Raw genomic sequence first — 10,848 nt, 5'->3', positions numbered from 1 at the left:
TTTTCTAGTAAGTTAGTTTATTCAATTGTCTGAAATGACATGCCTTTCCTGTTTAAAGTTGCCGTTTTTGATGTAAGCCGCTTCAAGCGGTTTGGAAAGCTACAACATCACTAAACTTGCTGTGCCTAAGAAGGCAAAGAAGCCGACAACATCCGTTACTGTGGTTAAGATGACAGAACCCGCTAATGCTGGGTCAAGCTTAAACTTATCAAGCGTGATCGGAATGAGTACCCCAAACAGTGCGGCGGTAATGATATTTACGACAATGGCCAGTGAAATGGTGGCGCCAATCATCGCTGACTGGAACCAGAGCCCTGCCAAGGCACCAATGATCAACGCCCATAACAAACCGTTAATGGAACCAATACCAATTTCATTTTTGAGCAACGCAAAACGGTTACCCGGTGTAATTTGGTTCAATGCCATGGCGCGTACCATCAAGGTTAAGGTTTGGCTTCCCGCAATACCGCCCATCGAGGCAAAAATTGGCATCAACACCGCTAACGCGACAACTTGCGAGATGACCGTTTCAAACATACCTATAGTGACCGAAGCGAGGATGGCGGTCAGCAGGTTGATCCCGAGCCAAAGACCTCGTTTTTTAGAACTTTTAATGATAGGGGCAAATAAGTCATCTCCTTCATCCATACCCGTACCGGCCATTAAGCGCGATTCGTAAATATCTCGTTGTGTACTCAGGGCAAATTGCCAGTCAATTTCACCCACTAAGATTTCATGGTTATCAATGATAGAGACGGTCGGCAATTGGGAATGTTCTAACGCTTCTACTGCTTCAGAAAGTGATTGGTGAGCATTCAGCGTAAAGAGATCATCTTGCTTGATGTTTTTCAGTAAAGTTTTGCTTTCAGCAAGCAAAATTTTTGTATAACTCACGATACCTTGGGATTTTTTTGCTTTGTTGATCAAATAGATATGTTGTGGAGAGTCATAATGATATTTCTCCAATAGCATCTTGGCTTTGTCGACACTGATGCTGAAAGGCAAGGTATACACTTTACGGTTTGCCCAGTGGCCAACTTCAGTATCTTCATAGGCATTGGCTTGATCATACAATTCAAGCTCGTCGCGACTAATTAAGCGCAGCGCTTCACTGATGATTTCATCAGGCAGAGAATCGGCCCATTCGAGCAGAGACAAGTTATCGAGTTTGGCGAGAGTCAGTTTTAGTTCTATTTCTGACAGTGCGTTGATGATAGAGAAACGTACTTCAGCACGCATCTCTGTCAGTACATCAATGTGCAGCTCTAAGGGTAGGCTACGCCACAGACGTACCCGCTGCTCGACAGGAAAAGCTTCTAAGATGATTGCGATCGAGCTTTCATCAAGCCCACTTTCCACGTACTCGCCGAGTAAGTCGATTTGTTGCTGCTCATCGGCTTTTGAAATCGTTTCAATATGCAGTGAAAGGTCTTGATATTCGTTCAACGTTTTACTCCGATAGGAAGTTGTTTCTTCTCGATTTTTTTCACGGCTTTTTCTGGAGTTTTGCTTAATACAATTACAGGGCGAACAATAAAGAGGTTGTTTGGATAGAGCACTGTATTACCATCAACATTCTCTAGTACGACATTGAGTAGGTTCATGTCGACGATTTTACCTTCAACAAAATTTGCGCCATCCACCACTCGCACCCATAAACCGATGCGACAGTGGTTTTGTACAAATAAAACCAGAAATGAGGTGACGTTGCTCAGCAAAGACCAACTTGCAAACAAACCGACGCCAAGCAACGCAAAAAGTGATGAGCCAACAACCAATAACCCACGCAGTTCCACGCCCCACATCATTAGCAGAGTCAGCACTAACACCAAGAAGAGTAAGGTCTTCACCAGCCAACTAGCTCGTTTGAGCCGATGAATATCGACTTTGCCTACGACCATATTTTCAAACCATCGCACGGTGTAGCTGGCTGCTTTAGGATAAATAAGCAACGCCATGATCGTGATGATCCATTGATAATTTTTTTGAAATAAGTCTAAGTATTCCATGACGAATCAGAAAAAGGAGATTTGATTCAAAATAACTGAAATTCAGTCAATTACAACCTCTAATCAGGGTGATATGATTTACATCCTTTGTTCTTCATGGCTATCCCCTTCCTACTTGAAGCCACAGCGGTGTTGGCTACGTTCGTTCACCCCAATCACATAGTTTGCCTATGCTCATGGGGACTCACTTGCCGCCTACCTGCAACTCCAAGTTGTTTGGGTATATTTAATGTCTAGCCGTAAATATCTTAAGCGCAAAACACACATCATTACCGAAAACAAGCGATTGAGGATTTACAAAGAGCCACGGAAATTAGCGCTTCATTGCGAGATTTAATTGCAGAAGAAGCTGATTTAGAAGGACTACACGGCAATAAGAAGTTTGACGAGCTGATCAGTGGCAACATTTGATTTTGTATTAAATTTCATCCACTTTTTATAGCGAACTGGTGATAATCAAACGTAATCTTAACGACAAATTATTATCATTAGACACACTTACGCTTTTAACCGTTAATGCGCCTGACGTTACAGGCGTCAAGTCGTGATATCAGACTTTCTGATTCACTTTTTACTCTCTGTTTTTGTGAGATTAGATGTGGAACAACCATCCAAATTAGATCGCGTTCGCGCTGACTACAATGTTCATTATTGGAGCCAAGGCTTCTTCGGTATTGACAATCAAGGCGAAGTTTATGTTTCGCCGCGCCATGATAAGGCGCACCAAACCCCCTTGAGTTCGATCGTAAAGCAGCTTGAAGCGCGTGATTTAAATTTGCCTGTGCTTGTACGTTTTCCGCAGATCCTGCATCAACGCGTACATAACATTTGTGACGCCTTTAATCAGGCGATTGAAGAATACCAATATCCAAACAACTACCTGTTGGTTTACCCAATCAAAGTGAACCAACAAAAAGAAGTGGTGGATGAGATTTTAGCCAGCCAAGCGCAGCTAGAGACTAAACAGCTTGGATTGGAAGCGGGCAGTAAGCCAGAATTATTAGCGGTATTGGCTTTAGCCCAACAAGCAAGTTCTGTGATCGTGTGTAACGGTTACAAAGACAGAGAGTACATTCGTCTGGCCCTGATTGGTGAAAAGCTTGGCCATAAAGTATTCATCGTTTTGGAAAAATTGTCTGAGTTAGAGCTCGTTCTGAAAGAGGCAAAAAGCTTAGGCGTGAAACCACGTTTAGGGCTCCGCATTCGTTTAGCTTCACAAGGTGCGGGAAAATGGCAGGCGAGTGGTGGTGAAAAATCAAAGTTCGGGCTCTCTGCATCTCAAGTGTTGACCGTTATCGAACACCTTAAAAAAGAGCAACAACTTGAGGCGTTGCAACTGGTGCATTTCCACTTAGGTTCGCAAATGGCGAATATTCGTGATGTACGCAATGGCGTGAACGAAGCGGCGCGTTTTTACTGCGAGCTGCGCGATATTGGTGCAGAGATTGACTTTTTCGATGTGGGTGGTGGTTTGGCGGTGGACTACGACGGTACGCGCAGTCAATCATCCAACTCGATGAACTACGGCTTAGCTGAATATGCACGTAATATCGTAAGCACGGTGAGCGATGTGTGCCAGTTATACAGCCAGCCAAGACCAGTCATTATTTCTGAATCAGGCCGCTCAATTACCGCGCACCACGCCGTACTTATTACTAATGTTATTGGCACAGAAGCTTATTATCCTGAAGAGATCCCAGAGGTTGGTGAAGAGGCTCCTGTACTACTACAAAACATGTGGCGTAACTGGCAGAGCTTAAGTGGTGGCTCTGATGCACGTGCACTGATTGAAATTTACAATGATACGCAAAGCGATCTGTCGGAAGCGCACAGCCAGTTTTCGACTGGCGTTATTAACCTTCAGCACCGTGCTTGGGCTGAACAGCTATCGCTGCGCATTTATCACGAACTGACACTGCAAATGAGCACCAAAAATCGCTTTCATCGTCCTATTTTGGATGAACTGAATGAGCGATTGGCGGATAAGTTCTTTGTTAACTTTTCACTGTTTCAATCATTGCCAGATGCGTGGGGGATCGACCAAGTTTTCCCTGTATTGCCATTGTCTGGCCTTGAAAAAGTGGAAGATCGCCGCGCCGTGATGCTCGATATCACCTGTGATTCTGATGGTGCCATCGAGCAGTACGTTGAAGGGCAAGGTATTGAAACGACACTGCCAGTACCCGCATGGAATGCCGATGAACCCTATTTAATGGGGTTCTTCCTCGTTGGTGCATATCAAGAGATCTTAGGCGATATGCATAACCTATTTGGCGATACTCACAGTGTTGTGGTGAACATGACCGAGAATGGCGAAACTGAAATTGTGTCGATTAATGAAGGGGATACGGTCGAGGATGTGATGCGTTATGTCCATATTGATCTTGATGCTATCCGTACGAACTACCGTGAATTAGTAAGCCAACGAGTCGCGGTCGAAGAACAAGCAAATGTATGGCAAGAGCTTGAACAAGGCTTAAGCGGTTATACCTATTTAGAGGATTTCTAAATGAATGATTTGTTTACTAAAACTGATTATTCCCTGTATTCAAATGCGATGACGTTTGTGCGTCGTCCTTATGTCAAAAACCCAGTAAGTGCGGATGCCGATGTCGTGGTCCTAGGCGTACCTTTGGATATGGCCACATCAGGTCGCCCGGGCGCGAGAATGGGTCCAGATGCGATTCGTCGCGCTTCAGTGAACCTTGCATGGGAAGGCAAAAAGTTTCCTTGGAACTTTAACTTGTTTCAAAATACCAAGGTGATCGACGCAGGCGATTTAGTGTTTGATTGCGGTGATGCTGAAGATTTCACTTATCGCTTAGAAGCGGCGACCAGCGAAATTCTAAAAAGTGGCAAAACCATGCTTGCTTTAGGTGGTGACCATTTCATCACGTTGCCTATATTGCGTGCTTATGCCAAACATTATGGCGAAATGGCATTGATTCATTTTGATGCTCATACCGATACTTATGCCAACGGCAGCGCTTATGATCACGGCACTATGTTCTATCATGCGCCGAAGGAAGGGTTAATCTCAGCCAAGCATTCTGTGCAAGTGGGTATTCGTACCGAATACAAACAGGAAGGCCACGGTTTTAATGTCATCAATGCGATGCAAGCGAATGATATGTCAGTGGAAGAGATCGTCGATAATATTCGTCAAACTATTGGTGATAAACCCGTATACCTAACGTTTGATATTGACTGCTTAGATCCTGCTTTTGCTCCTGGAACGGGTACACCAGTATGTGGTGGATTGAATTCCGATAAAGTGCTGAAAATCATTCGTGCATTGGCCGGAATTAATTTGGTGGGAATGGATGTTGTTGAAGTTTCTCCTCCGTACGACCAAAGTGAGCTCACCGCTCTAGCTGGTGCGACAATTGCTCTAGAGCTGCTTTACGTTTGGGCTTCTAAGACAAACGTGACGTCATAAAAAATCAGTCAACGCGCAGCAGAACCGCTGCGCGTTTTTCTTAACCATCACCTCAACGTATTTCCATCCAAAATCATCATATTCTCTTTCAATGTAACGTTCACTTTGCGCACCCAATAATAAATATTAATGACATAACTTGCATAAGTGTTCTCCGTGTACCAATTTTATTAGGTTGGCTAGGTGTCTCATTGGTCTACCATTCATATTAATAATATGATCAAGTTTCACCTTAATCTTTCTAGCTGTTATACGGTGAGGGTGAATCTATGAATTTAGGTTTTAAAAGCAGAATATATGTGAGCGTAGCGCTGCTTGTGGCGATTTCATTAATCGTTTTGGGTACCATCAATATGCTGTCGTTAAAAGAGAAGATGATTACTTCTTTAACCACAGAAACTCAAAACAAGCTCAACTATCACGTTTCTGAACTCGAATCTTGGGTGAAAACACGGTATCAAGCCGTAGTTAAAGGTTCACAACATTTCCGCACTGAGCTGTCGGATCAAGAGAATGTTAATTTAGTACGCCTGCTTGCTGAGAGTGCGCAAATATCCAATGTCATCATGGTGTATGATGATGGCCGTACCTATATGTCGTTTGACAAAGACAACGGAGTTGTTACAGGTCAACAAAATTTGACCAGTATGGATTGGTATCAACAAGCAAAAACCTCTCGAACTGCTCAGGTAACGGAAATTTATGAAGATAAAATCACCGCTAAACAGGTTATTAGTGTAGTTATGCCTGTCTACCAACAAAGCCGTTTCATTGGTGTTTTGCTGGGAGATATCCAACTGGATGAAGTCATTGTCCAGGTCAGTAATATGCGCTTTGCCGGCGGTGCAGCGACACTAACCGACAAGAATGCTGTCTTTTTTGCTAGTGATGATCCTAGTGATATTGGACGAACGCCCTAGCAAGTCAGCCCTAATTTCCTCGAAATGGAGAAACTTTTTAGCCAGCAGGATGCTGGCCATTTGTCATTTCCTTATTTAGGCATTGAATTTGATGGTTATTTCAAACGCGTTAACCTAACCGATAACATGTACTGGACCATGATGGTGTTCGTCGACAAAGGTACGGCGTTAGCTAATGTGTATGAAGCGCAAAGTAGTGCTATTTACACTGGGGTGACTTTGCTCATTATCAGCGTTGCGGCAATCTTCGTCATTCTTAATTATATCTACAAGCCTTTGCTACGCCTGAAAAAAGCGGTGCTTGATCTTTCGAAAGGCTCCGGTGATTTGACACGCCGCTTGGAGGTGAATGGTGATGATGATTTAGCGCAGATAAGCCAAGGCTTCAATTTATTCTCAGAAAATCTACAAAAAATGATGTTGCAAATATCTGATGCCAGTCAAAACATCTCCTCTAATATTGAGCAGTTAGGTCAAACGGCAAAGGAAAATGAGCGCATGCTGCTTTCGCACTCATCTGAAACAGAGCAAGTGGTGACGGCCATTACTGAAATGAGTGAAAGTGCACGTACTGTGGCAGAGAGTGTCACGCAATCGAATCACATTACTGACTCTGCAAGCAAAGAGGCCAAACAATCGATTATTATTGTGAATAATGCGGTTGAAACGGTCAGCTCATTGGTGAGTGATGTCGAACAGATGTCTGAGCGCATTGCCAATATGAACAAAGATGCGATCAAGATCAGCGAAGTATTGACCGTGATTGGCGCTATTTCAGAGCAAACGAACTTGCTTGCGTTGAATGCGGCGATCGAAGCGGCGCGTGCGGGTGAGCAAGGCCGTGGGTTTGCGGTGGTTGCAGATGAAGTTCGTGCTTTAGCGGCAAGAACGCAAAACAGTACTACTGAAATATCAGATATGCTGGCCAAGCTACTTGAAGGGACGGATAGCGTTGTAGCCGCAATGGACAAAACTAAAAACCAATGTCAAACCACAGCAGATAAAACGTCCGAAGTTTCTGGTAGTTTAAACATCATGAGCACTTCCGTTTCCGAAATTGATGATTTGAGTACGCAGATCGCAGCTGCGACCGAACAGCAAAGTACAGTGGCAGAAGAGCTCAGTCGCAATATGCTAGCGATAAGAGACATCGTTGAATCATTGGTGGTGAGTGGCAGACAAACCGTCAGCGCTACAGAGTCACTCTCTTACTCAAACCATGAGCTTGACCGCTTGGTCTCCAACTTTAAATTAAAGTAATAAAATGCCGCTAACGTGGCGTTTTATTTGGGATTGAGCACGGAGAGAGCATCATGAAAACAGCGCATTATAGCGTGTGGCTAGATGAGCACGCCAACCAACTGAACCCTGCGTTTGAGCCAATTTTCCAGACAGTGAAAGCGCATTTTTTTGCTCGCGATCCCAATCGTTGGCCTTTGTATCGTATTCACGAGATCGCTCGTTGGCTTGAAGAGCGAAAAATTGATGCGCCAACCGTGGTAAATACTGCATTGCAGCAACAATTACGGCATTCAAACACCATTCCTCGACACTCGAGCCACGCCATTCACCCTTTTAACGACTTAGCGCTTTATGCCGCCAAACGTTCAAAAAACTGGGATGACCCTCGCTCAGTGGAAAATGTGATCTCGACACCTTGTGACCCGGCCATTCACGGTGCGCTACTTGCGACTATTGCCAACCCTAACTTGGTTTATAGCGAATATGCGGGAGATGCCATTGAACTGGAAAAATTAGTCGTGCGGCAAATCGCGCATTTAGCTGGCTACGATAGCGAGCAAGCAACAGGAGTATTCACACAAGGAGGTACATTTTGTAATTTGTACGGCTATCTATTAGGTATTCGAAAAGCGTTGCCAAAGTCAGCTCTGAATGGTTTGGCGGGAGAAGATTACAGGATATTCAATTCAGAAGCGGGTCACTATTCAAACATGACAAATTTGTCGTTGTTGGGGGTTGATGTTCAAGGTAAAGCGATTCGGATCAAAGTTAAAGATAACAATGAAATGGATTTGGCTGAATTAGACCAACAATTGATTTTCTGTTTTAGAAATGGCATTGCTGTTCCTGCCATCATGTTGACGTTTGGCAGTACGGATACCTTTGCGATTGATGATATTGAACAGGTTTATGCGATAAGAGAAAGAATATGCAATTTCAATAAAACCACATATTCATGTTGATGCTGCTGTTGGGTGGAGTATGTTGTTTTTCCAAGAGTATGATTCTGAACGCAACCCTTTATCGCTTAATCGAGCAACACTGACGGGTATTGAATCCTTATTGCCGAGGATTAAAAGTTTACAATTAGCGGATTCATTTACGGTCGACTTTCAAAAATGGGGGTATGTTCCTTATACTTCCAGTTTGGTGATGCTCAAAAACAAACACGATCTCGCGGTATTAAAAACAGATCCCGGTTATTACTCCTACTTTGAACATGCTCAAAGAGAAGAGAGCCATTTGCAATCGACCATTGAATGTTCACGCAGTGCCGTGGGTGTTTTCTCTGCCTATTCAGCACTGCAACATTTAGGTATCGAAGGCTACCAAACCGTGATTGGTCATACATTGCAAAATGCTAATTATTTACGCTGCCAATTAGCCGCTCTACCACACTGCAAGGTGGCAGCAGTAGAAAACCAAGGGCCAAGTGTTACTTTTCGTCTCTATGATCCACAGAAAGTGACGTGTGCTGAATCGATGTTTGAGCAAGAAATGAACGTCGCACGTCAGGGTTCTATGGTTGATTCGATAGTAGAGAATACGCTCTACCATCGTCATCAGTTCTTATCTCATAAAGGCCAGCATCTCAACACCAATTGGGTCGATTCGATTGCGCGCACTCATTATGATGATACTGGACATTGCTTATATATTCCGGGAGAAAAAGCGGTGTTAATGAACCCCAATACCACCCGAAAGCATATCAAACAGTTTTGCCAAAACATTGTTCGGCGCTAGCCATGGAAAGGGTGAGCGCGAACTGAAATGAATGACTACTGACGTCAATGTAATGTTATTTTTCACCACGGATGCTGTGTAAAGAATGTATTACCATGTGCGCGTGATATTAACCTGAATGTTATATTTTAGATAACAAGCTGTTTCAAGGAACGATAATGAAAAAAAAACTGTTGACCCTAGCAATTAGTGTTTGCTTTACCTATGTGGCGCAAGCAAGTGAATGGGGATATGAAGGTGAACGTGGTCCTGAACATTGGGGACATGTTTCTAAAATTTGTGAAATGGGCAAAAATCAAAGCCCAATAGATATCAATGGCCTCGTTGAAGCTGATTTAAAATCTTTAGATATCCACTATTCAGGCGTTGTGGGTGCATTGACCAACAATGGACACACGCTGCAAGCCTCAGTTTCAGGGAAAAATACACTGGTAGTGGATGGTACAGAATTTGAACTCAAACAATTTCATTTCCATACCCCTTCTGAAAACTTAATTAAAGGACATCAATATCCTTTAGAAGCGCATTTTGTGCATGCTGATGTGGCTGGCAATCTGGCCGTTTTGGCGGTGATGTTTGAAACGGGCACACAGGATGAACCATTATCTCAGCTTACTGCGGAGTTGCCTAAAGTTGGGACGAGTGTGCAGTTAGCAAAAGGGTTAGCAGTACAGTCACTGTTACCTAAGCTAGATGAGTATTACCGTTTTAATGGGTCACTCACAACGCCGCCTTGCAGTGAAGGCGTGAGATGGTTGGTGGTCAAGCAGCCGAAAAGTTTGTCACAGCAACAAAGTGCAGCACTACATAGTGTGATGGGAAATAACAATCGGCCCATACAAGCTCACAATGCTCGCTTAGTGCTAGATAAAGAATAACAATTATTGTCGTTTGTGTTTTGAGCGACTTGAAGTTGTGGCCGGGCTTACAATATACCTAGTTCTCAATTGCAGAGCCGTTAGCTTGTGCCGCCGCGTTCATAGGGTTTACTCTTTCCTCTGCTCTGCTTTTTCAAATTTTAGGTGCAAGTGCTTAATTTCGCTAAGCTATCTTTTGTGCTTATTCATTGACGGTATTTAATGTATAGCGGCTTGCACTGACCAAAGATAGCGGTTTTGAAAACCAATAGCCTTGCAAATAAGTTGCGCCCATCTCTTTAAATTTTTGGTACATGTCGCCAGTTTCAACCCACTCAATAACAATATCGACGCCATTGGTGTGACAAAACTGGATGAGAAAGGCTAAATATTGTTCTGATGCTGGGTTAGTCAGTGTTTTCCATACAATGCTTTTGTCTATTTTGATTTGATTGAGAGGTAAATCAAAGAAGCTATTGAGTGAGCTAAAACCAGCTCCAAAATCATCCAGCGACAGTTGAAACCCCATTTCATTTAAGGAATGAAGCTGGTTAAGCGCATTTTTATCGCCATCGAGTATGACGGTTTCCGTCAGTTCTAACACAATAGAAGAGGGCAATACACCGGAAGCCTTAGCC

General features: G+C 43.5%; 7 protein-coding genes and 2 pseudogenes. 6 read left to right on the top strand and 3 right to left on the bottom strand.

Features of this window, described 5'->3' with window-relative positions:
* Positions 1-99: 99 nt before the first annotated feature.
* Together VOR_RS0100315 and VOR_RS0100310 are read right to left on the bottom strand one after the other, a co-directional pair.
* Positions 100-1,446, bottom strand: coding sequence for a magnesium transporter (locus VOR_RS0100315; RefSeq protein WP_010316966.1), 1,347 nt, complete (start codon positions 1,444-1,446; stop codon positions 100-102).
* On the bottom strand, positions 1,443-2,009 hold the full coding sequence (locus tag VOR_RS0100310) for a mechanosensitive ion channel domain-containing protein (RefSeq protein ID WP_010316964.1): 567 nt from the start codon (positions 2,007-2,009) through the stop codon (positions 1,443-1,445). Before VOR_RS0100310 ends, VOR_RS0100315 begins: the two co-directional genes overlap by 4 nt.
* 285 nt (positions 2,010-2,294) lie before the next feature.
* Between VOR_RS0100310 and VOR_RS19235 the strand changes: the two genes are divergently transcribed.
* The 6 genes and pseudogenes from VOR_RS19235 (at position 2,295) to VOR_RS0100280 (ending at position 10,231) form a co-directional block, all read left to right on the top strand.
* Positions 2,295-2,420: a TPR end-of-group domain-containing protein gene (locus VOR_RS19235; RefSeq protein WP_415679739.1), complete on the top strand. Its 126-nt coding sequence runs from the start codon at positions 2,295-2,297 to the stop codon at positions 2,418-2,420.
* Positions 2,421-2,607: 187 nt separating this feature from the next.
* Positions 2,608-4,518, top strand: coding sequence for an arginine decarboxylase (speA, locus tag VOR_RS0100300; RefSeq protein WP_010316961.1), 1,911 nt, complete (start codon positions 2,608-2,610; stop codon positions 4,516-4,518).
* The gene (speB, locus tag VOR_RS0100295; protein ID WP_010316960.1) at positions 4,519-5,448 is read left to right on the top strand and encodes an agmatinase; all 930 of its coding nucleotides are present in this window, start codon (positions 4,519-4,521) and stop codon (positions 5,446-5,448) included. It begins immediately after the preceding gene.
* A 269-nt stretch (positions 5,449-5,717) separates the two neighbouring features.
* Positions 5,718-7,628, top strand: a pseudogene (locus tag VOR_RS17550) (methyl-accepting chemotaxis protein).
* 53 nt (positions 7,629-7,681) lie between these two features.
* A pseudogene (locus VOR_RS17545) lies at positions 7,682-9,353 on the top strand (pyridoxal phosphate-dependent decarboxylase family protein).
* Positions 9,354-9,511: 158 nt separating this feature from the next.
* The gene (locus VOR_RS0100280) at positions 9,512-10,231 is read left to right on the top strand and encodes a carbonic anhydrase (RefSeq protein ID WP_010316958.1); all 720 of its coding nucleotides are present in this window, start codon (positions 9,512-9,514) and stop codon (positions 10,229-10,231) included.
* A 181-nt stretch (positions 10,232-10,412) separates the two neighbouring features.
* Here VOR_RS0100280 and VOR_RS16460 read toward each other — a convergent pair.
* Positions 10,413-10,848: EAL domain-containing protein (locus VOR_RS16460; RefSeq protein ID WP_010316956.1), on the bottom strand; the 436-nt coding region annotated here is incomplete at its 5' end.

Source organism: Vibrio ordalii ATCC 33509, from assembly GCA_000257205.1.
Classification (GTDB): Bacteria; Pseudomonadota; Gammaproteobacteria; order Enterobacterales; family Vibrionaceae; genus Vibrio; species Vibrio ordalii.
Note: the sequence above shows the minus strand (reverse complement) of the source record. Positions and strands in the feature narration are given on the sequence as shown.

What these genes read in the sequence shown, in the direction of transcription:
- VOR_RS0100310 (WP_010316964.1), bottom strand. Translation starts at nt 2,009, where the DNA reads ATGGAATACTTAGACTTATTTCAAAAAAATTATCAATGGATCATCACG.
- speB (WP_010316960.1), top strand. Translation starts at nt 4,519, where the DNA reads ATGAATGATTTGTTTACTAAAACTGATTATTCCCTGTATTCAAATGCG.
- VOR_RS0100280 (WP_010316958.1), top strand. Translation starts at nt 9,512, where the DNA reads ATGAAAAAAAAACTGTTGACCCTAGCAATTAGTGTTTGCTTTACCTAT.